This window comes from Streptomyces sp. NPDC096323 (genome assembly GCF_040302845.1).
Lineage (GTDB): Bacteria > Actinomycetota > Actinomycetes > Streptomycetales > Streptomycetaceae > Streptomyces.
The window spans coordinates 113,344-134,418 of the sequence record NZ_JBEOSI010000010.1; the positions used below are offsets into that span (position 1 = coordinate 113,344).

20 protein-coding genes are annotated in these 21,075 nt (G+C 70.1%); 11 read left to right on the forward strand and 9 right to left on the reverse strand.

The annotated features are described in order from the left end of the window. Nucleotides 1-47: 47 nt before the first annotated feature. The 8 genes from ABTX18_RS26765 to ABTX18_RS26800 form a co-directional block, all read right to left on the reverse strand. Nucleotides 48-1,445, reverse strand: coding sequence for an 8-oxoguanine deaminase (locus tag ABTX18_RS26765; RefSeq protein WP_352125305.1), 1,398 nt, complete (start codon nucleotides 1,443-1,445; stop codon nucleotides 48-50). 42 nt (nucleotides 1,446-1,487) lie between these two features. Further along, entirely contained in the window at nucleotides 1,488-2,885 is a 1,398-nt protein-coding gene (locus ABTX18_RS26770; protein WP_352125306.1) for a nucleobase:cation symporter-2 family protein, read from the reverse strand. A gap of 67 nt (nucleotides 2,886-2,952) precedes the next feature. Further along, nucleotides 2,953-3,876, reverse strand: coding sequence for a factor-independent urate hydroxylase (pucL, locus tag ABTX18_RS26775; RefSeq protein WP_352125307.1), 924 nt, complete (start codon nucleotides 3,874-3,876; stop codon nucleotides 2,953-2,955). 7 nt (nucleotides 3,877-3,883) lie between these two features. Beyond that, nucleotides 3,884-4,276: a hydroxyisourate hydrolase gene (gene uraH / locus ABTX18_RS26780; RefSeq protein WP_352125308.1), complete on the reverse strand. Its 393-nt coding sequence runs from the start codon at nucleotides 4,274-4,276 to the stop codon at nucleotides 3,884-3,886. A 5-nt stretch (nucleotides 4,277-4,281) separates the two neighbouring features. Then, nucleotides 4,282-4,815 carry a 2-oxo-4-hydroxy-4-carboxy-5-ureidoimidazoline decarboxylase gene (gene uraD / locus ABTX18_RS26785; RefSeq protein WP_352125309.1) on the reverse strand — a complete coding sequence of 178 codons (534 nt, stop codon included), beginning with the start codon at nucleotides 4,813-4,815 and terminating at the stop codon, nucleotides 4,282-4,284. Nucleotides 4,816-4,991: 176 nt separating this feature from the next. Continuing rightward, complete coding sequence (locus ABTX18_RS26790; RefSeq protein ID WP_352125559.1) at nucleotides 4,992-5,378, reverse strand: helix-turn-helix domain-containing protein; 387 nt, start codon at nucleotides 5,376-5,378, stop codon at nucleotides 4,992-4,994. 47 nt (nucleotides 5,379-5,425) lie between these two features. After that, nucleotides 5,426-5,665 (reverse strand): YkoF family thiamine-binding protein, encoded by a 240-nt coding sequence (locus ABTX18_RS26795; RefSeq protein ID WP_352125310.1) that lies wholly within the window; start codon nucleotides 5,663-5,665, stop codon nucleotides 5,426-5,428. Nucleotides 5,666-5,787: 122 nt separating this feature from the next. Continuing rightward, nucleotides 5,788-6,627, reverse strand: a complete 840-nt coding sequence (locus ABTX18_RS26800; protein ID WP_352125311.1) for a GntR family transcriptional regulator — start codon at nucleotides 6,625-6,627, stop codon at nucleotides 5,788-5,790. Between the two features lie 260 nt (nucleotides 6,628-6,887). Between ABTX18_RS26800 and ABTX18_RS26805 the strand changes: the two genes are divergently transcribed. The 8 genes from ABTX18_RS26805 (at nucleotide 6,888) to ABTX18_RS26840 (ending at nucleotide 16,823) form a co-directional block, all read left to right on the forward strand. Beyond that, nucleotides 6,888-8,156, forward strand: a complete 1,269-nt coding sequence (locus tag ABTX18_RS26805; RefSeq protein ID WP_352125312.1) for an extracellular solute-binding protein — start codon at nucleotides 6,888-6,890, stop codon at nucleotides 8,154-8,156. Between the two features lie 43 nt (nucleotides 8,157-8,199). Continuing rightward, nucleotides 8,200-9,177 (forward strand): carbohydrate ABC transporter permease, encoded by a 978-nt coding sequence (locus ABTX18_RS26810; protein WP_352125313.1) that lies wholly within the window; start codon nucleotides 8,200-8,202, stop codon nucleotides 9,175-9,177. Next, the gene (locus ABTX18_RS26815) at nucleotides 9,177-10,016 is read left to right on the forward strand and encodes a carbohydrate ABC transporter permease (protein WP_352125314.1); all 840 of its coding nucleotides are present in this window, start codon (nucleotides 9,177-9,179) and stop codon (nucleotides 10,014-10,016) included. Before ABTX18_RS26810 ends, ABTX18_RS26815 begins: the two co-directional genes overlap by 1 nt. 29 nt (nucleotides 10,017-10,045) lie before the next feature. Continuing rightward, nucleotides 10,046-11,626, forward strand: coding sequence for a beta-N-acetylhexosaminidase (locus ABTX18_RS26820; RefSeq protein WP_352125315.1), 1,581 nt, complete (start codon nucleotides 10,046-10,048; stop codon nucleotides 11,624-11,626). A 69-nt stretch (nucleotides 11,627-11,695) separates the two neighbouring features. Next, on the forward strand, nucleotides 11,696-13,129 hold the full coding sequence (locus ABTX18_RS26825) for a cellulose binding domain-containing protein (protein WP_352125316.1): 1,434 nt from the start codon (nucleotides 11,696-11,698) through the stop codon (nucleotides 13,127-13,129). A 183-nt stretch (nucleotides 13,130-13,312) separates the two neighbouring features. After that, nucleotides 13,313-14,152, forward strand: a complete 840-nt coding sequence (locus tag ABTX18_RS26830; protein ID WP_352125317.1) for a TIM barrel protein — start codon at nucleotides 13,313-13,315, stop codon at nucleotides 14,150-14,152. Nucleotides 14,153-14,186: 34 nt separating this feature from the next. Beyond that, nucleotides 14,187-15,086: a 2-hydroxy-3-oxopropionate reductase gene (locus tag ABTX18_RS26835; protein ID WP_352125318.1), complete on the forward strand. Its 900-nt coding sequence runs from the start codon at nucleotides 14,187-14,189 to the stop codon at nucleotides 15,084-15,086. A 279-nt stretch (nucleotides 15,087-15,365) separates the two neighbouring features. Next, the gene (locus ABTX18_RS26840) at nucleotides 15,366-16,823 is read left to right on the forward strand and encodes a catalase (RefSeq protein WP_352125319.1); all 1,458 of its coding nucleotides are present in this window, start codon (nucleotides 15,366-15,368) and stop codon (nucleotides 16,821-16,823) included. 481 nt (nucleotides 16,824-17,304) lie between these two features. Here the strand turns inward: ABTX18_RS26840 and gcl are convergent, their stop codons facing one another. Further along, entirely contained in the window at nucleotides 17,305-19,080 is a 1,776-nt protein-coding gene (gcl, locus tag ABTX18_RS26845; protein ID WP_352125320.1) for a glyoxylate carboligase, read from the reverse strand. Between the two features lie 297 nt (nucleotides 19,081-19,377). Between gcl and ABTX18_RS26850 the strand changes: the two genes are divergently transcribed. The 3 genes from ABTX18_RS26850 (at nucleotide 19,378) to ABTX18_RS26860 (ending at nucleotide 21,053) form a co-directional block, all read left to right on the forward strand. Further along, nucleotides 19,378-20,088, forward strand: coding sequence for a hypothetical protein (locus ABTX18_RS26850; protein ID WP_352125321.1), 711 nt, complete (start codon nucleotides 19,378-19,380; stop codon nucleotides 20,086-20,088). A 49-nt stretch (nucleotides 20,089-20,137) separates the two neighbouring features. After that, entirely contained in the window at nucleotides 20,138-20,674 is a 537-nt protein-coding gene (locus ABTX18_RS26855) for a GNAT family N-acetyltransferase (RefSeq protein ID WP_352125322.1), read from the forward strand. Nucleotides 20,675-20,846: 172 nt separating this feature from the next. Next, nucleotides 20,847-21,053: a hypothetical protein gene (locus tag ABTX18_RS26860; RefSeq protein ID WP_352125560.1), complete on the forward strand. Its 207-nt coding sequence runs from the start codon at nucleotides 20,847-20,849 to the stop codon at nucleotides 21,051-21,053. Nucleotides 21,054-21,075: the final 22 nt, after the last annotated feature.

Here is a 21,075-nt window from a genome sequence, read left to right on the forward strand (position 1 = left end):
TCCCCCTCGGCCGGCCGGTATCGGGGGGTGCCGGGGACGGGAAGCCGTCAGGCTCCGGCGGCGATCTGCGCGAGGCGGCGGGCCTCGTCGCGGGTGGCGCGGGCGATGGCGTCCTCGTCCACGGTGATCAGGTGGTTCGACTCGACGACGGGCTTGCCGTCGACGAGCGAGAGGGTGACGGGGGCGGCGGCGCCGAACACCAGGGCGGTCACCGGATCGGCGATGGAGGCGTGGGCGAGGGTGTCCAGCTTCCAGAGCACGAGGTCGGCGAGCTTGCCCGGCTCCAGGGAGCCGATCTGGTCCGCGCGGCCGAGGACCTGGGCGCCTCCGTACGTACCCAGGCGCAGGGCCTGACGGGCGTTAAGGGCGCGTTCGCGGTGCGGGCCCAGGCGGTTGATGAGGAGGGCGTTGCGCAGTTCGGTGTGGAGTTCGCCGGACTCGTTGGACGCGGTGCCGTCGACGCCGAGGCCGACCGGGACGCCCGCGGCGAGCATGTCCGGGACCCGGGCGATGCCTGCGGCGAGGCGGGCGTTGGAGGACGGGCAGTGCGCGACGCCGGTGCCGGTGCGGGCGAACGCGGCGATGTCGGAGTCGTTCATGTGGACGCAGTGCGCCATCCACACATCCGCGCCGAGCCACCCGGTCGACTCGAAGTAGTCGGTCGGGCCCATGCCGAACAGCTCGTGGCAGAACTTCTCCTCCTCCACGGTCTCCGAACCGTGCGTGTGCAGCCGGACTCCGCGTCGGCGCGCCAACTCCGCGCCCTGCTTCATCAGTTCGGTGGACACGGAGAACGGGGAGCAGGGCGCGACGGCGATCTGCGTCATCGCGTCGAAGGAGGCGTCGTGGTGCGCGTCGATGGTCGCCTCGGTGCCGGCGAGCGCGCCTTCGAGGCTCTCCACGGCGAAGTCCGGCGGCAGCCCGCCGTCCTTCACGCTGCGGTCCATGGACCCGCGGGCGAGGGTGAAGCGTACGCCCATGTCACGGGCGGCTCCGATGATCGCGCCGGACAGGTCTCCGGAGCCCTTCGGGTACACGTAGTGGTGGTCCATGGCGGTGGTGACCCCGCCGCGGGCCATCATGGCGAGCGAGCCCTGCGCGGCGGCGCGGGCCATCGGCTCGTCGATGCGCGCCCAGGTCGGGTACAGCGCGACCAGCCACTCGAAGAGGTTGTGGTCGGTGGCCAGGCCGCGGGTGATCCACTGGTAGAAGTGGTGGTGCGTGTTGATCAGTCCGGGCGTGACGAGGTGCCCGGTGCCGTCGATGCGGCGTACGACGTTGTCCAGGCCCGCCGGTGCCCGGCCGGCGCCGACGGACTCGATGCGGTTGCCCGCGACGACGACATGGCCCGAGGCGTACTCGGTGTCGTCGGCGTCGACGGTCGCGATCGAGCAGTTCTCGATGACGATGCGTTCCACTCGGTCGGGGGCTGCCGGTGCTGCCATGGTGCTTCCTTCTCTCATCTGCGATGCGGGCACGGCAGGACCCTAGGAGGATTTGAGTGCCACAGCCGTGCGGCTGTGGGTGCCGAGATGGTGGAAGAACAGGTTGAGCAGGACCGCGACGAGCGCTCCGGCGCTGATGCCGGAGCCGAGGACGGTCTGCGCCCAGGACGGGAAGCCCGCGTAGAAGCCGGGCGCGGCGAGCGGGATGATGCCCGCGCCGAGCGCCACGGCGACCAGGATGATGTTGGAGCTGTCGTCGAGTCCGGCCTCGGAGAGCGTACGGATGCCGCTGACCGCGATCGAGCCGAACAGGACGATGCCGGCGCCGCCGAGCACGGGCATGGGGACGAGCGAGACGACCGCGCCGAGTACGGGGAAGAAGCCGAGGACCAGCAGGGCGCCGCCGGCGGCCGCGACGACATAGCGGCTGCGCACCTTCGTCAGCGACACCACGCCGACGTTCTGCGCGAAGGCGCTGGTGGGGAATCCGCCGAAGACCGGTCCGACGAGGGTGGCGATGCCGTCGGTGCGCAGTCCGCGGGTGATGGTCCGGCCGTCGGTGCGCCGCTCGCAGATCTCGCCGAGCGCGAGCATTCCGGCGGAGGACTCCGTCATCAGGACGAGCATCACGATGCACAGGGAGAGAATCGCCGCTGGCTGGAACTCCGGTGCGCCGAAGGCGAAGGGCGTGGGCAGGGCGGCGACCGGCGCGGATCCGATGGCGGAGAAGTCGGCCAGCCCGAACGGTACGGCGGCCAGCGTGCCCACCAACAGCCCGATGAGCACGGCCACTTGCTTGAGGAAGCCGCGCCCGAAGCGCTGGACGACAAGGATGACGACCAGGGTGAAGGCGGCCAGGGCGAGGTACTTCATGGCGCCGAAGTCGACGGCCGTCCTGTCGCCTCCCTGGGCCCAGGAGACGGGGACCGGCATCAGGGTGACGCCGATGAGCGTGATGACGACGCCGGTGACGAGCGGCGGGAAGAACCGCAGGAGCCTGCCGAAGAACGGGCCGACGGCGAGACAGAACGCGCCGGCGACGAGCACCGCCCCGTAGATCGCGGGCAGTTGGTGGCCGGGGGCGCTGGTCTCGACGATGGCGAGCATCGGTGCGATGCCGGCCGAGGAGGCAGCGTTGACGAACGGCAGCCGGTTTCCGGCGAAGCCCCCGATGCCGAGTGTCTGCAGGAGGGTGGCGCAGCCGGCGATCAGGAGGCCGGCCGCGATCAGCCGGGTCATACCCGCCTGGTCGAGGCCGACGGCCTGGCCGATGATGAGCGGTGGGGTGACGACGCCCGCGTACATGGCGGCGATGTGCTGGAGCGCGGCAGGGACGAGCCGCGAGGGGGCGGGCTTCTCGTCCACCGGGTGGACTGCTCGCTCCGGCGGGGTGGGACATGGGCCTTCTGCTTCTGCGGGCCCAAGTGCAGGCTGTGCCATGGGGTTTCCCTCCGGCCCGGCCGGCCCCCGTCCGCTGTGGACGGACGGGAACCGGCGCGGCGCCGCGTCAGAGGTTGGTCATGTCGACCGGGATCTGCGGCTCTATGCCGTCACGCAGCACGGTGGCCTCGATGAGCCCGTACGGACGGTCGGCCGCGAAGTAGACCTCATTGTCGTTCTTGAGGCCGAACGGCTCCAGGTCCACCAGGAAGTGGTGGTTGTTCGGCAGCGAGAACCGGATCTCGTCGATCTCACTGCGACCGTTGATGATGCGCGAGCCCATCTGGTACAGCGTCTGCTGGAGCGAGAGGGAGTACGTCTCGGCGAAGGCCTGGAGCATGTGCTTGCGCGCCTGCTCGTAGGACTTCTCCCAGTTCGGCATCCGCTGTTCGTCGTCGGTCCAGTTGTAGCGCCAGCGGGCGGAGACGTCGGTGGCCAGGATGCGGTCGTACGCCTCCTTGAGCGTCGTGTACTTGTCCTTGACGTAGCCCCAGAACTCGGAGTTGGTCGAGTTCAGCACCGTGAGGTTCTTGAGACCGGAGATGACCTGCCACTTCTCACCGTCGAAGGTGATCTGGGAGGTGCGGATCTCCTGGTTCTTGCGGACGAAGGAGTGCTTGACCTCGTCGGAACCGATGAACTGCGAGTTGCCGTCGGAGGTGGCGATGCGCTCCCAGGCGTACTCCTCGATCCGGATCCGCGCGGTCTTGATCGGCTCCTGCGACGTCACGAAGTGACGGGCGAGGTGGATGCCGAACTGCTCGGCGGACTCGATGCCGTGCTCCTTGGCGAACGCGAACACCGTGTTCTTGGTGGTGTCCGTGGGCAGGACGTTCGCGTTGGAGCCGGAGTAGTGGACGTCGTCCATGTCGCCGGAGAGCGCGACCGAGACGTTCAGGTCCTTGATGTGGTGCGTGTCGCCGTCCCGCGTGATCTTGACGACGCGGTTCTCTGCTTTGCCGTACTGGTTCTGGCCGAGAATCGTGGGCATGTGTCTGCTAGCTCCCTCGGTATACGGAGTAGCCGAACGGGTTGAGCAGCAGCGGTACGTGATAGTGCTCGCCCGGGGTGACGGCGAACGTGATCGCCACCTCCGGGAAAAACGCGCCGCTGTCCCTTACGCGGGGGGCGTCCTGCTGCGCCTCGGCTTGCTTCTTGGCTGTGAAGTACGACTCGGTCTCGAAGTCGAGCCGTACGTGGGTGGTGCCTTCCGGCAGGGCCGGCAGGTCCTTGCAGCGCCCGTCCGCGTCGGTCGCGGATCCGCCGAGCGTCACCCACCGCGCGTCGCCGCCCGTGCGGGCGGCGAGCGAGACGGGGACGGCCGCGGCGGGGCGGCCGATGCTGGTGTCCAGGATGTGGGTGGACACCGATGCGGTGGCGAAGGTGCTCACGACCTTCACTCTCCTTCTTCTGCGGACTCCTCGGAGCCCTCTGATACGAGACGGCTGAGGCGGATACGGTTGATCTTGCCCAGTTCGGTGCGCACGATCTCTCGCTCCTGCTCCGGCGAGTTCCCGGTCCGGGACTTCACCGCGTCGCGCATCTGCTCACCGGTGGCCCCGGTGGCGCAGATCAGGAAGACATGTCCGAACCGCTCCTGGTAGGCCAGGTTGAGTGCGAGCATCTCGGCCTTGAGCTCCTCGGTGGCGCCGGCCATCCCCCGCTGTTCGCGGGAGGAGGTCGGGTCCCCGGGCTTCGGGCGGCCGATCGGCGGGTGACCGGCCATGGCGTCGGCCAGGTCCTGCGCGCCGAGTCCCGCCGTGGCGGTGTCGCTCGCGGAGTACAGGGCTTCTGCGGTGGCGTACGGGCGCTGGGAGAGGATCGCTCTTCCCCAGGCCGCACTGGCACAGACCTCGTGCAGCGCGGTGGCCGCCTCGTCGTCCGCCAGGGTGTTGAACCGGGCGAGGCCCGGCGTGGAGCTCGAAGTCACGGGAGCCTCCGTGGCTGTTTTTCGCTGTGCGTTGGTCGGGCTGCGGATAGCTAACGCCCTCCACAACACCACGTCAACACTTTGTTGAAATTCCGTTCATGTAAAAAGCCGTCGCCCGATGGTCCGGACGACGGCCTGCGCGTTCATCTGCCGTTCACATCTGCTTGAGGGGTCAACTAGTCGCCTTTGGCGGCGTTTTCCCTGTTCAAGTAGTTGTAGACGGTGAAGCGGGACACCCCCAGGGCCCCGGCGACGGTCTCGACGCCGTGCCGTACGGAGAAGGCACCGCGTGCCTCCAGGGTCCGGACGACCTCCTGCTTGGTCCTGCGGTCCAGCTCGGCGAGCGGCATGCCGTGCCGGCGCTCCATCGCGGCCAGGATGTGGTCCAGCGAGTCGGAGAGCTGGGGCAGCCGGACGGCTATGACGTCCTCGCCCTCCCAGGCCAGGACCACGTCGTCGGGCTGCGCCTGCTCGGGTCCGAGCAGCTCGGCGCCCATGGCGTCGACGAGTGGCTTGACGGCGGCGACGAGGGGATGGCCGTCGGCGAAGGCGGGGTGATCCATGGGGGCGACGGGGCCAGGGGTGACGACGGGGTGCTCCGCGGGTCCGGTCACTTCGGGTCCTCCCCGATCACATTGACCTGGAGCGAGACCCGGGTGGCACCGGATGCCAGGGCCTTGCGCAGCAGGGAGTCCACCGCGGTGAGCACCTCGTCCGCGCCGCCCTCCGCCGTGTTGCCGAAGGGGCCGACGTCCACCGCGTCCAGTTCGGCCGACTGGATGACCTCACGGGCCACGACCGCGTGGGCCGGCGCCTCGTCGAGATCGAACGGCTCGGTGGTGAACTCCACTCTCAAGCGCACTGTGCCTCCCACATGTGTCGCACCGCGTCCGGGGTGACCCACGGCTCGCTCGGGCACGACCCTAGCGCCCTTGCGCGGCGGGCGTCGGCGGTACGGGGGCGGGCTCCGGGTCAGTCGCCGGACTGGATGTCGCCCCGGGTGGACGACGTGATCGGGTCCCCCTGGGCGAAGTCCCCCGGCGGGATCCCCGGGTGGTGTCCGCCCTCCACGGGCTCCACGGTGGCCGCCGGGCCGAGGGCCAGGCGGGAGACGATCCGGTAGCGGTCGCCGCGGTAGATCGAGTGCACGTACTCGACGGGGCAGCCGGTGGTGTCCGAGGTCAGCCGCTCGAAGAGGAGGGCCGGGGAGAGCTCCGGCACGTCCAGGAGCCGGGCCTCGGCCCGGGTGACCACGGTGGGCTCGATGGCCTGGACCGCTTCGTGGACGTGCACGTCGTGGCGCTCGCGCAGGTGCTCGTACAGGTCGCCGCTCTCCAGCTCCTGGGCCGACAGGCCCGGGACCAGCTCCGCCCTGATGTGCAGGTGCTCGATCGCCATCGGGGCGCCGTCGACCAGCCGCAGCCGGGCGACGTACACGATCTCCGCCGCGGGCGACATCCGCAGCTTGCGGCCGACCCGGGCGCCTGCCTGAAGGGTGGTGAACTCCAGCAGCCGGCTCGACCAGGTCCCCGCCGCCTGCGGGACCGACAGGGCGAGGTCGGCCGAGACCAGCTCCTGGGTGATCTTCTCGGGTGCGACGAACATCCCCCGGCCGTGCTCGCGCACCAGCAGCCCGGCGGCCACCAGCTCGTCGATCGCGGCGCGCAGGGTGGGCCGGGAGACGCCGAGCGTGGCACAGAGACTGCGCTCCGACGGGATGGCGTCTCCCGGGTGGCGCGACTCGATCAGCTCCAGTACGGCGTCGCGGGCCCGTTCCCGTTTGAGCACCGTCCCCGATGCGTCGGCGTCCATGCGCTGCCCCCTCCTGACCCGTGCCTCACTTACCAGTTGAGCAACCAGTGGGGCCGACTCGGCTACTGGTCAAAGGAAGTGTAACCGGTCTCCGGCAAATCATCTCGGCTCACTTCTACGCGAGATCAAGAAAAATCGTTACGCACCAAGGGGGTTGACGGTCTCATTGGTCTATGCCACCTTCATCCACCATCAAGAGGTGAGCTGCCCAGTGGGCTTCACTGGTCAGGTGGTCAGGTCCTGTCTCCCAGAGGTGAACCGTGAAGTACCGCTTGCTTGCCGGTGGGTCCGCGCTCGTGATGGCCGCCGTTCTCAGTGCCTGCAGCTCGTCGTCCGACTCTCCCGGGAAGTCCGGTGGCGGGCAGAGGGACATCGACGTGTGGCTGATGCGCGACAGCGTCTCCGCACAGTTCCAGAAGGAGTTCGTGAAGGGCTTCGAGGCCGCCCACCCCACGATCAAGGTCCGGGTCCAGATCCAGGAGTGGGACGGCATCGGCGAGAAGATCACCGCCGCGCTCGCCAGCAACGACGCCCCGGACGTGATCGAGAGCGGCAACACCCAGGTCGCGCAGTTCGCCCAGAGCGGCGGGCTGCTCGACCTCAGCGACAAGGTCGACGAGCTGGGCGGCAAGGACTGGCTCAAGGGACTCGCCGAGCCCGGGGCGTACGAGGGCAAGCAGTACGGCATCCCGTACTACGCGGCCAACCGGGTCGTGGTCTACCGCACCGATCTGTTCGAGAAGGCGGGGGTCGACGCGTCCGCGATCAAGACGCGCGAGCAGTGGATCGAGGCAACCGGGAAACTCAACAAGGGTGGCACGCAGGGCATCTACCTGCCCGGACAGATGTGGTACGCGCTGGCCGGCTTCGTCTGGGACGAGGGCGGCGACCTCGCCACCGAGTCCGGCGGGAAGTGGAAGGGCGCGCTGGACACCCCCGAGGCGCTGCGCGGGATGGAGTTCTACGAGCAGCTCCAGGCGCTCGGCAAGGGGCCGAAGGACTCGGACGAGGACTCACCGCCGCAGGCCGATGTGATGGCCCAGGGGAAGGTGGCCCAGGTGATCTCCACCCCGGGCGGCGCCAACGTAGTCATGGAGAAGAACCCGGAGCTGAAGGGGAAGCTCGGCTTCTTCCCGATCCCGGGCAAGAGCGCGGACACCCCGGGCGCCGTCTTCACCGGGGGCTCCGACCTGGTGATCCCGACGGCGTCCGGGCATCAGGACGCGGCGCTGACCTTCGTCAAGGAGCTCACCGGTGACGCCTGGCAGAAGAAGCTGGCCGTGGCCATGAGCTACGTACCGAACCGGACGACGCTCGCCTCGGCGGTGGCGGGTGATCCCGGGGCGGCCGCGATGGCGGTCGGCGCGGCGAACGGGCACGCGACGCCCAACACGCCCGGCTGGGCGGCCGTCGAGGCGGAGAACCCGATCAAGGACTACATGGCCGCCGTCCTGACCGGCGCCGACCCCGCGAAGGAGGCCGCCAAGGCCTCCGCCGACATCACCCGGGCCATGAACACCGCTTCCTGATCCCTTCCCGACCGTCCACCAGAACACCGAGAGGAGGCGCGCCGTGTCGGTCATCCGGGAACGGACCGTACCCAGCGACCTGCGCCGCCCGGCGACCGGCACGGCAGGACCGCCGCGCCGGCGGCGGTCCGGGGAGCCGCGCGGCCTGTGGCCGTACGCCCTGATCGCACCCGCCGTCGGCGGCATGCTGTATCTGCTGCTGTACCCGCTGCTGCGGGCCGTGCTGATCTCGCTCCAGGACTTCCGGCTGCGCCAGCTGATCATGGGCGACGCGGAGTTCGTCGGACTGCGCAACTACCGGACGCTGCTGTCCGACCCGAGGTTCTGGGAGGTGGTGCGGCGCACCTTCCTGTTCATGGCGGTCAACGTGGTCCTGATCATGGTGATCGCGACCCTGGTCGCGCTGATGACCGAGCGGCTGGGCCGGTTCGGCCGGACCGTGGTGCTCAGCTCCCTCGTGCTGGCGTGGGCGATGCCCGTGGTGGCGGCGACCACGGTCTTCCAGTGGCTGTTCCACTCCGAGTTCGGCATCGTCAACCGGCTGCTGACCGAGGCGGGCTTCTCCTCCTTCGACCGCTACCCGTGGTTCGCGCACGGCACCGCCGCCTTCTCGATCCTGGTCCTGCTGATCGTCTGGCAGTCGGTGCCGTTCGCGGCGATCACCGTCTACTCGGCGCTCACCACGGTCCCGGCGGAGCTGTACGAGTCGGCTCGGCTGGACGGGGCGTCCGCCTCCCGGATCTTCCGCTCGGTCACCTTCCCGATGCTCCGGCCGATCTTCCTGCTGGTCTTCTCGCTCGAAGTGATCTGGACGTTCAAGGCGTTCGTCCAGATCTGGGTGATGACCCGCGGGGGTCCCGGCGACGCCACCACGATCCTGCCCGTGTACGCGGTGCAGACGGCACTCGCGGGGCAGCGCTACGACCTGGGCTCGGCCGCCTCGATGATCACTGTGGTCCTGATGTCCGGCGTGCTCGTCCTGTACTTCCGCCAGATGCTCCGACAGGAGGACGAGTCCTGATGACCCTGCTGCGCCCGAGGGTCCGGCGGCTCCCGCTGAACGCCGCCGCCGTACTGACCGTCCTGGTCTGTCTGTTCCCCGTCTACTGGATGATCTCGACCGCGTTCAAACCGTCGAAGGACATCCAGTCCGCCGATCCGAAGCTCTTCCCGCACACCTGGACGCTCGACCACTTCCGCACCGCCGTGCAGGCCGACGGGTTCGAACTGTTCTGGCGCAACAGCATCCTGGTGACGCTCAGCGCGATCCTGCTGGCCCTGCTCGTCGCCATCGGCTCGGCGTACGCGGTGGCCCGGATGCGCTGGAAGGGGCGCCGGCAGTTCATGCTCATGGTCTTCATCGCGCAGATGGCGCCCTGGGAGTCGCTGATCATCCCCATCTACATCATCTCCCGCGACACGGACATGCTCGACCGGCTGCCGACCCTCACGCTCGTCTACTTCATGGTCACGCTGCCGTTCTCGATCGTGGTGCTGCGCGGCTTCATCGCCACCATTCCACCGGAGCTGGAGGAGGCCGCACAGGTCGACGGGTGCACCCGGACCGGCGCGTTCCGGAGGGTGGCGCTGCCGCTGCTCGCACCGGGGCTGATGGCGACCTCGCTGTTCGGCTTCATCACGGCGTGGAACGAGTTCGCGTACGCCAACTTCCTGATCATCAAGCACCAGGACAGCCGCACACTGCCGGTCTGGCTGTCGTCGTTCCAGAACACCTTCGGCACCGACTGGGGCGCCACCATGGCCGCCTCCACGCTCTTCGCCCTGCCCGCGCTGGCCGTCTTCCTGCTGCTCCAGCGCCATGTCACCTCCGGCTTCGCGGCCGGCGCCGTCAAGGGCTGAGGCCCGAGATCCGAATCCGGAGGCCTTCCATGCCCTCGTCACGCCCTGAACAGTCCCTCGTACCCCGCCCCCGCAAGGTCTCGGCCCGCCCCGGCCGCTTCACCCTCGACCAGGACACCCGCGTGCGGGCCTACCCCGGCGCGGAGGGCGCCGCCGACCTGCTGCGCACCCTCCTCGCCCCGGCCACCGGCCTGCCCCTGGCGCCCTCCGCCACCGGCCGCATCGTGCTGGCACTCGATCCGCAGCTGGGCGGACTCGGCGAGGAGGGGTACGGGCTCACCATCGGCCCCGACTCCCTGCTGCTGCGGGCCGCGCGACTGCCGGGCCTGCTCTGCGGCGTCCAGACGATCCGTCAGCTGCTGCCCGCCGAGGCCCTGTCGGGCGCGGCGCGGGGGGAAGCGCCATGGGTGCTTCCCTGTGTCGAGATCAGCGATGTGCCCGCGTACCCGTGGCGCGGGTCGATGCTCGATGTCGCCCGGCACTTCCAGCCGGTGTCCTACCTGCGCCGGTACGTGGACCTGATGGCGCTGCACAAGCTCAACACCCTGCATCTCCACCTCACGGACGACCAGGGGTGGCGGATGCCCGTCCCCGCCTACCCGCGGCTGACCGGCATCGGCGGCCACCGCCGGCAGTCGATGTCCGGCCCGCCGGGACGCGGCGACGAGAGCTACGACGGGATTCCCCACTCGGGGGCGTACACCCGGCAGGAGCTGCGGGACCTGGTCCGTTACGCGGCGGCGCGCGGGGTGCGCGTGGTGCCCGAGATCGAGATGCCGGGCCATGTGCGCGCGGCGCTGGCTGCCCAGCCCGAGCTGGGCAACGATCCGTCGAGGCGGCTGGACGTGTGGACCCGCTGGGGCGTCTGCGACACGGTGTTCGGCGTCCACGAGGAGGTCTTCGACTTCTGCCGGACCGTGCTGGAGGAGGTCATGGACGTCTTCCCCTCGCCGTACATCCACATCGGCGGCGAGGAGTGCCCGACCACCGAGTGGGAGACGAGCCCGGCGGCGCTGGCGCGGGCCGCCGCCGAGGGGCTGCCCGACGCCCGGGCGCTGCACGGCTGGTTCATGGGCCGGATCGGGTCCTTCCTGGCCGAGCACGGCAGGCGCCCGGTCGGCTGGGCCGAGACCGGCACCGAACTCCCCCTCGACTTCACGGTGATGACGTGGCGCGACCCGGCCCACGCCCTGGCCGCCGCCCGCCGCGGCCATCAGGTGGTCACCGCGCACCACCGGACCACGTACCTCGACTACGCCCAGTCCGCGGACCCGGGCGAGCCGGCCGCGCAGCCGGGACCGCCCGTCGGCCTGCGGGCCGTCCACGGCAACCGGCCGGTGCCGGAGGGCTGGGAGGCGGCGGACGCGGACCGGGTGCTGGGCACCCAGGCCCAGTTGTGGACGGAGTACGCGAGCACGCCGGAGCAGATCGAGTACCTGACCTACCCGCGGCTGTGCGCCCTCGCGGACCGCGCCTGGGCGGGCGGTCGCAGCGACTGGCCCGGCTTCCTGTCCCGGCTGGACCGGCACACGGCACGGCTCGACGCCCTGGGCGTGCGCTACCGCCCCTTGAACCCGCGGTCGCTCCAGACCGCTTCCCCGCCTCGATAGGCCTCCAGGAACAGCGCCACCTCCGCAAGAACCACTCCCCCACGACCGTTCCGGAGAGGAACAGGTTTCATGAAGTCACTCGCGAAAACCCGGATCCGCACGGCGGCGGCGGCCGCCGCCACCCTGGCACTGGGCTGCACCGCCCTGGCTGCCGTCCCGTCGCCGGCGAGCGCCGCCGGCGGGCCGCTCGCCGTGCAGTACCGCACCAGCGCGTCCGGGGTCACGGCCGACCAGAGCGAACCCTGGCTGAAGGTGCGCAACACCGGAAGCGGTTCCGTACAGCTCAGCAACGTCAAGGTCCGCTACTACTTCAAGGGGGACACGGCGGGCGACACCTACCGGTTCGCCTGCTCCTGGGCGGTGAAGGGCTGCGCGAACATCACCGGGACGTTCGGCGCGCTCGCCTCCCCGACCGCCACCGCCGACCGCTATCTGGAGATCGGCTTCACATCGGGCGCGGGATCGCTCGCCGCCGGCACCGACACGGGCGACATGCAGCTGCGGTTCTACCGTTCGAACTGGCAGCCCCTGCTGCAGAGCGACGACTACTCCTTCGACGCCGGCCGGACGGCGTACGGCGACTGGTCGAAGGTGACCGCGCAGCTCTCCGGCACCACGGTCTGGGGCGAGGCGCCCGGGGGCAACGACCCGACCGATCCCACCGACCCCACGGACCCGACCGATCCGCCGGAGGGCGCGCCGGCTCTCTTCGACGACTTCAACTACACCGGTCACACGGACCCGCGGATCGCCGCGCACGGCTGGAGCGTCCGCTCGAACTCCGGCGGTCCCGGCGTTCCGGGCGCCACATGGGCGCCCGAGAACGTCACGTTCGCCAACCAGAGCGGGAACTCGGTGATGAACCTCGCGACGTCGACCGCGGGCAGCGGCGAGTCGACGAAGCAGACGGAGATCCTGACGCAGTCGATGAAGTTCCGGAACGGGACGTACGCGGCGCGGGTGAAGTTCAGCGACGCTCCCGTGTCGGGCCCGGACGGCGACCACCTCGTCCAGACGTTCTTCACCATCAACGACCTCAAGGCGCCGATGGCGGACGACTACGCGGAGTACGACTTCGAGTATCTGCCGAACGGCGGCTGGGGCGAGAGCGGCAACATCCTGTACACGACCTCGTGGGAGACCTACCGCCCCGACCCGTGGGAGGCGGTCAACGCGCACAGCGAGGCCCGGCAGAGCTACGCGGGCTGGCACGACCTGGTCGTGACGATCGACGACCACGCGATCACGTACTACATCGACGGCCAGGCCTTCGGCACCCACGGCGCGGCCTACCTGCCGGAGCGGGGTATGTCGATCAACTTCAACCAATGGCTGATCGATCTGGCCGGGCAGACGAGCACGACGCCTCGCTCGTACGACCAGCAGGTCGACTACGTCCTGCACGTGAAGGACCAGGTCCTCACACCGGCGCAGGTCAATGCCCGGGTGAGCGCGTACCGCACGGCGGGGACGGTGTTCCAGGACACGGTGCCGGCCGGGTGAGCCGGTAGGGAAGCCGAGGGCGGGGCGGAGGGCCGTTGGGCCTCCGCCCCGCTTTCGTGCGTCCGGACCTGCCATGGCCGGCCCGAATTTCCGGGCACCCCTTGACACCGCCCCCACCCTCCGGGCAATCTTCCGTTAAGCAGAAACTAACTTCCGCAATACGGAAGGAGCGCCGAAACCCTCATGGGCTACCCGGACCAGCGCTTCGATGTGAACCTTTCGATCCTCTTCACTGAACTCCCGCTCCTGGAGCGACCCGCGGCAGCCGCCGCGGCGGGCTTCACCGCGGTCGAGCTGTGGTGGCCGTGGATCGAGACCCCCACCCCTCCGCAAGCCGAGCTCGACGCGCTGAAGAAGGCGCTCGACGAGGCGGGCACCCAGTTGGTGGGGCTGAATTTCTACGCCGGACAGCTCCCCGGCCCCGACCGCGGCGCGCTCTCCGTGCCCGGCACGGAGTCGGACCGCTTCCGGGCCAACATCGAGGTGGCGGCAGACTTCGCCGCCTCGGTCGGCTGCAAGGCGCTCAACGCGCTGTACGGCAACCGGGCCGACGGCGTCGACCCGGCCGTGCAGGACGAACTCGCCCTGGAGAACCTGGTCCTCGCCGCCCGCGCGGCCGACCGGATCGGGGCCGTCCTGCTGATCGAGACCCTCAACAAGCCGGAATCTCCGCGCTACCCGCTGGTGAGCGCACCGGCCGGCATCGAGGTCGTCGACCGGATCAACGCGGCGACGGGCCTCGGCAACGCGAAGTTCCTGCTGGACCTGTACCACCTGTCGATGAACGGCGAGGACCTCAGCCAGGTCGTCGCGGCGTACGCCGACCGGACCGGTCACGTCCAGATCGCGGACAATCCGGGGCGCGGCGCGCCCGGCACCGGCTCGCTCCCGCTGGAGCAGCTCCTCGACGAGCTGACGAAGGCCGGTTACGACGGCTGGGTCGGCCTGGAGTACAAGCCGGGCGACCGGCCGAGCGCCGAGTCCTTCGAGTGGCTCCCGGCCACCGCGCGGGCCGCCCGCTGACTCCCTGTACACACGCTTATCGGAAGGCACCCTCATGAGCAACAACCTCCCCAAGGTTGCGTGGATCGGGCTCGGCATCATGGGCTCGCCCATGTCCGAGAACCTGATCAAGGCCGGTTACGAAGTCACCGGTTACACCCTGGAGCAGGACAAGGTCGACCGGCTGGCCGCGGCCGGCGGCACCGGCGCCTCCTCGATCGCCGAGGCGGTCAAGGACGCGGACGTGATCATCACGATGGTGCCCGCCTCCCCGCAGGTCGAGGCGATCGCGTACGGCTCCGAGGGCATCCTGGAGAACGCGAAGCGCGGCGCGCTGCTGATCGACATGTCCTCGATCACCCCGCAGACCTCCGTGGATCTCGCGAAGAACGCCGCCGAGAAGGGCGTCCGGGTCCTGGACGCCCCCGTCTCGGGCGGCGAGGCCGGTGCCATCGAGGCCGTGCTGTCCATCATGGTGGGCGGCGAGCAGGCCGACTTCGACGCCGCGAAGCCGCTGCTCGACGCGCTCGGCAAGACCATCGTGCTCTGCGGTCCGCACGGCTCCGGCCAGACGGTGAAGGCGGCCAACCAGCTGATCGTCGCCGTCAACATCCAGGCCTGCGCCGAGGCCGTCGTCTTCCTGGAGAAGTCCGGGGTCGACCTCGCCGCCGCGCTCGACGTCCTGAACGGCGGACTGGCCGGCTCGACCGTGCTGACCCGCAAGAAGGACAACTTCCTGAACCGGGACTTCACTCCGGGCTTCCGGATCGACCTGCACCACAAGGACATGGGCATCGTCACCGACGCCGCCCGCAACGTCGGCGCCGCGCTGCCGGTCGGCGGCGTCGTCGCCCAGCTCGTCGCCTCGCTGCGTGCGCAGGGCGACGGCGGCCTGGACCACTCGGCGCTGCTGCGCTCGGTCGAGCGCCTGTCCGGTCAGCCCGTCCGGGGCTGACCGATGCGGCCGGGCCCTTGGCGGGCCCGGCCGGCACCACCCTCGCCGGGGTGCGGAACTCCCCCGGCCCCACAGACTTCCGGACGGCGTCGGCGCTGACACCTGTCCTGTCGCGCCCAGGCGCCGGCGCCGTCCGGAACACCTCTCGCACCGCCCCTCACCACGAATTTCAACAAACTGTTGACGTCGGGCTCGGAGCGTACTTACGCTCGCGGACACGCCCCCAGGCCCCCAGGCCGTCGCAGTTCAGCAGCCCGTACGGAAGGTCGCCCCGACACCATGACGCAGCGCGTGCTTACGACCGAGTCCGGCGCCCCGGTCGCCGACAACCAGAACTCCGCCACCGCCGGCGCCGGCGGCCCGATCCTCCTCCAGGACGGTCACCTCCTGGAGAAGCTCGCCCGCTTCAACCGGGAGCGCATCCCGGAGCGCGTGGTGCACGCCCGGGGCTCCGGCGCGTACGGCTACTTCGAGGTGACCGACGACGTCACCGGCTTCACCCGCGCGGACTTCCTCTCCGAGGTGGGCCGCCGCACCGATACGTTCATCCGGTTCTCGACCGTCGCCGACTCGCTCGGCGGTGCGGACGCGGTGCGCGACCCACGCGGCTTCGCCCTCAAGTTCTATACGAACGAGGGCAATTACGACCTCGTCGGCAACAACACCCCGGTCTTCTTCATCAAGGACCCGATCAAGTTCCCCGACTTCATCCACTCGCAGAAGCGCGACCCGTTCACGGGACGTCAGGAGCCGGACAACGTCTGGGACTTCTGGGCGAACTCTCCCGAGGCCACGCACCAGGTCACCTGGCTGATGGGCGACCGGGGCATCCCCGCCTCCTACCGCCACATGAACGGATTCGGCTCGCACACCTACCAGTGGACGAACGCCGCGGGCGAGGCCTTCTTCGTCAAGTACCACTTCAAGACGAACCAGGGCGTGCGCTCGCTGTCGGCCGACCAGGCCGCGGAGCTCGTCGGCAAGGACGCCAACTCCCACCAGACGGACCTGCTCCAGGCCATCGAGCGCGGTATGAACCCGTCCTGGACGCTGTACGTGCAGCTCATGCCGGCCGCCGAGGCGGCGGACTACCGTTTCAACCCGTTCGATGTCACCAAGGTGTGGCCGCACGGCGACTACCCGCTCCAGCGGGTAGGCCGGCTGGTCCTGGACCGCAACCCGGACAACGTCTTCGCCGAGGTGGAGCAGGCCGCCTTCTCCCCGAACAACTTCGTGCCCGGTATCGGTCCGTCGCCGGACAAGATGCTCCAGGGCCGGCTGTTCGCCTACGCGGACGCGCACCGCTACCGGCTGGGCGTCAACCACACCCACCTGCCGGTGAACGCACCGCGCACCGCCGTCGTCGACAACTACGGCCGCGACGGGCTGCACGCCACGCGCAACGGCGCCCGGCACGACAAGAACTACGAGCCCAACTCGTACGCGGGCCCCGCCCAGACGGACGCGGCGCACTCCGCCCCGCTGCCCGTCCAGGGCTGGACCGGCACGCACGAGGCGCCCGCCCACACCAAGGACGACGACTTCTTCCAGGCGGGTGAGCTGTACCGGCTGATGTCGGACGACGAGAAGGGCCGGCTGATCGCCAACATCGCGGGCGGCCTCTCGCAGGTCACGCGCGACGACGTGATCGAGAAGAACCTCGCCCACTTCCACGCCGCGGATGCCGAGTACGGCAAGCGCGTGGAGGAGGCCGTCCGCGCCCTGCGCGAGGACTGAGCCTTCGGTAAGCCCTGCCCGCGCCGTCGCGCCCACCCGGATGAGGGGTTGCGCGCGGTGCGGGCAGGACGGGGGTGCGGCGGTGGTGCGATGCCAGTGCGGTGGTGCGGGCGGCGGTTCCGGTCCTTGACCTGAAGGGGCCGGCCCCTTCGCCCACTCGCACCCCGCCGCGGCCCCTGTCATTCCCTTTCGCCAGGGCGTGGAGCACGGATTACGGTCCCGTGCTCCACGCCCTTTCGCGTGCGCGGCGCCCCACTGGGTGACCGGTTCCGTCCTCAAACGCCGGACGGGCTGGGTTGCACAGCCGGACGGGCGGGTTCGCGCTGCCGGATGGCTCGGTTTGCGCTACAGGCGTCCGGCAAAATAGAGCCCGTCCGGCGATCGAGGACATCTCTTCCGCCCGTCCGGCGATCGAGGACACAATGACGCGGCCCCCGCCTCCCGTTCAACGGGAAGACGGGGGCCTCAGGGCCGTACGCGGTCAGGCCGTCGTCAGCGGGCGGATCGCCGTCGGCGCATGGCCCGGCTCCGACGCCACGTCCTCGAACTCGTTCACCGAGGCGATATCCGTACCGCTCATCGCGATGTTCGTGACCCGCTCCAGGATCGCCTCCACGACCACCGGCACCCGGAACTCCGCCGCCAGCTTCTTCGCCTCCTCGAAGGCCGGCAGCAGCTGGTCCGGCTCGGTGACCCGGATCGCCTTGCAGCCCAGGCCCTCGACGACCTTCACGTGGTCCACGCCGTAGACGCCCAGCTCCGGGGAGTTGAGGTTCTCGAACTCCAGGTTGACCTGGAAGTCGATGTCGAAGCCCCGCTGCGCCTGACGGATCAGCCCCAGGTAGGAGTTGTTCACCAGGACGTGCACGTACGGGATGCGGTGCTGCGCGCCGACCGCGAGCTCCTCCAGCATGAACTGGAAGTCGTAGTCGCCGGAGAGCGCGACGACGGAGCCCTCGGGGTCGGCCGTCGCGACGCCGAGCGCCGCCGGGATGGTCCAGCCGAGCGGGCCCGCCTGGCCGCAGTTGATCCAGTGGCGCGGCCGGTAGACGTGCAGCATCTGCGCGCCGGCGATCTGGGAGAGGCCGATCGTGGTGACGTACCGGGTCTCCGGGCCGAACGCCCGGTTCATCTCCTCGTACACGCGCTGCGGCTTCAGCGGCACGTTGTCGAAGTGCGTGCGCCGCTGAAGGGTCGCCTTGCGCTCCTGCGTGGAGGCGGCCCACTGCGTACGGTCCTTGAGCCGGCCGGCCGCCTTCAGCTCGCGCGCCACCTCGACGAACAGCTCCAGCGCGGCCTTGGCGTCGGAGGCGATGCCGAGGTCGGGGGCGAAGATCTTGCCCAGCTGGGTGGGCTCGATGTCGACGTGGACGAACGTGCGGCCCTTGGTGTAGACGTCCAGCTTGCCGGTGTGGCGGTTGGCCCAGCGGTTGCCGATGCCGAGGACGAAGTCGGACTCCAGGAAGTTCGCGTTGCCGTAGCGGTGCGAGGTCTGGAGGCCGACCATGCCCGCGTTCAGCGCGTGGTCGTCGGCGATGATGCCCCAGCCCATCAGGGTCGGGACGACCGGGACGCCGGTCAGCTCGGCGAATTCCACGAGGAGTTCGCAGGCGTCGGCGTTGATGATGCCGCCGCCCGCGACGAGGAGCGGCCGCTCGGAGGCGTTCAGCATCTCCACCGCGCGCTCGATCTGCTTGCGGGTCGCGGCCGGCTTGTGCACCGGCAGCGGCTCGTACAGATCGGGGTCGAACTCGATCTCGGTCAGCTGCACATCGATCGGGAGGTCGATGAGGACCGGGCCCGGCCGGCCCGTGCGCATCAGGTGGAAGGCCTGCTGGAAGACACCCGGGACCTGCGCGGCCTCCAGGACGGTGGTGGCCGCCTTCGTGACCGGCTTCGCGATCGACGCGATGTCGACGGCCTGGAAGTCCTCCTTGTGGAGCACCGCGGTCGGCGCCTGGCCGGTGATGCACAGGATCGGGATCGAGTCCGCGATGGCGGAGTAGAGGCCGGTGATCATGTCGGTGCCGGCCGGTCCCGACGTACCGATGCAGACGCCGATGTTCCCCGGGCGGGCCCGGGTGTAGCCCTCCGCCATGTGGGAGGCGCCCTCGACGTGGCGGGCCAGCGTGTGATGAACCCCGCCGGAGGCCTTGAGGGCCGCGTAGAAGGGGTTGATCGCCGCGCCCGGCACACCGAACGCGTTGCTGACGCCTTCGCGCTTGAGGATCTCAACTGCCGCTCGGGCAGCGGTCATTCGAGGCATTGAGTGCTCCTGCTCGGACCTGGGTGGAGTCGGGCTCTGTCGCGCCACCTGAGAGCGCCAATTCCGCATTACGGAAGTTTGATTCTGCTATACGGAAGCAAATCTAAGGTGCGTCCGGACAGGCGTCAAGGGAGGCAGCCGGCGAGGCCGCGAAGGCGGGCCGGCGCCGCGAAGTGCCTCAAGTCCCTCCCGGCGGCCTCGCTCTTGGTGGAGCATGGAGGTACGGAGCGGAGCCGGCCCGGAATCCGGGCGCCGGCCGCACGGTCGTCTGCCGTGAGGAGTGGCGAGGTGGAATCAGTGCCGGTACGGTGCCCGGCCTGCCGCCGCGACCACGCGTACGTGACGCCCGTCTACCAGTGCCCGTGCGGCGCACCGACCGTCCCGCCCCTGCTGCGCGGCGCCCCCGTCACGCCGATCACCCACCGCACCTGGAACGACGACTGGGTGACCGTGCGCTGCCGCGGCTGCGGCCGGCACGACCAGTGGCCGCAGCCGGAACTGTGCTGCCCGTGCGGCGCGTTGCTGCGGATCCCGGTCCGCCCGGTCGCGGCCCCCGGACCGGCCTCCCGGCACGCACGGCCGGCGCACATCCCGCTGCCACGTACGGCCGCGGCCCCGCGGCCCGCGTTCCGGCCGCTGACGATCCGTACCGCGCGCGACGCGGTCGCCTCCGCCGCGCTGTACCTGAAGTGGCTGGGCTACCGCGACGTCGTACAAGCCGCCGAACGCCCGGCCTCCCGGATCGACCTGCGGGCGGCCGGCCTGGTCGCGCAGGTCGACTCCACCACCCGGCCGGCCACCCTGCGGGACATCGAATGCCTCTGGCTCAACGCGCTCAGCGCCTCGGCCTCGAGCGTGTTCTTCTCCCTCGCCGGATACGCGCCGGACGCCCGGGAGCGGGCGGACGGGCTCGGCATCCCGCTGTTCGTCATGGACCTCACGGGGACTCCGCAGCCGGTGAACAGCCCGGCGGACGAACTCCTCAGCACCGGCGCCTGATCCCGGCAGGAGGCAGTCGGCCCGGCAGGCGTCCGCGCCATACTGAAGCATGCGCATCCGTCCCGCCCGCCGCTCGGATCTCCCGCTCCTCCAGGACATCGAGCGCGCCGCAGGCGAACCCTTCCGCTCCCTCGGCATGTCCCGCGTGGCCGATGACGATCCGCCGCCCCTGGAACTGCTGGACGGCTACCGGGCGGCCGGCCGCGCCTGGGTGAGCACCGGCCCGGACGACCGGCCCCTCGCCTATCTGATCGCCGACCCGGTCGACGGCGCCGCCCACATCGAGCAGGTCTCCGTCCATCCCTCGGCCGCCCGGCGCGGTCTGGGCAGCGCACTCATCGACCATGCCGCGGCCTGGGGCACCCGCGAGAGCCTGCACGCGCTGACCCTGACGACCTTCTCCCATGTCCCGTGGAACGCGCCGTACTACACCCGGCTCGGCTTCCGCGTACTGACGGAATCCGGCCTCACCGACGGACTGCGCAAGATTCGCGCCGAGGAGGCGGAACACGGCCTCGACCACTGGCCGCGGGTCTGCATGCGGCGCGACGTGCCGTACCTCACAGAATCCGTCCGGCCACAGTGAGTGCTTTCGGTCACGTTCGAGCCAGGGGCCACAGATGTTCGGTCCGTTGTCAGTGGCGGGCCCTAGAGTGGGGCGCATGGTCTTAACTCCACGGCTTTCTCCACCCTCGACACCCGCGACACCTGTGGGGCCCGTGACGTCCGCGTCTTGCGTGACACCGGTATCGCCCGCGATACCCGCGACGCCGTCGCACAGCACCACCCCCGCACAGCCGGCCCACCCCGCCGCCGTCGAGGCGAACGAGGCGATCCGTGCGCTCGTGGACGCGCGCGCCGGCCAGGACTGGTCCCCCGTGGAGTCCGCGGCCTACGAGGTACTCCTGATCGAGTGGGCGGCCGCGACCCAGGGCGCCGCCGGCGACATCATCGAAGCCGCCTGACAGCGCCCCAAAGCCGAACCGC